Origin of the sequence: Staphylococcus simiae (assembly GCF_002902085.1) — a bacterium.
Lineage (GTDB): Bacteria > Bacillota > Bacilli > Staphylococcales > Staphylococcaceae > Staphylococcus > Staphylococcus simiae.
The window spans coordinates 1-243 of the sequence record NZ_PPQR01000125.1; the positions used below are offsets into that span (position 1 = coordinate 1).

Annotated in this window: 1 rRNA gene; it reads left to right on the plus strand. The window is 42.4% G+C overall.

Features of this window, described 5'->3' with window-relative positions:
* Positions 1–63: 63 nt before the first annotated feature.
* Positions 64–243 (plus strand): 16S ribosomal RNA (locus CD113_RS11580); the annotation flags it as partial.

Below are 243 nucleotides of genomic sequence, written 5' to 3' on the forward strand. Positions count from 1 at the left end.
AAAAACGTAACATTAAGTTACAAACATTATTTAGTATTATGAGCTAATCAAACATCATAAATTTTTATGGAGAGTTTGATCCTGGCTCAGGATGAACGCTGGCGGCGTGCCTAATACATGCAAGTCGAGCGAACAGATGAGAAGCTTGCTTCTCTGATGTTAGCGGCGGACGGGTGAGTAACACGTGGATAACCTACCTATAAGACTGGGATAACTTCGGGAAACCGGAGCTAATACCGGATA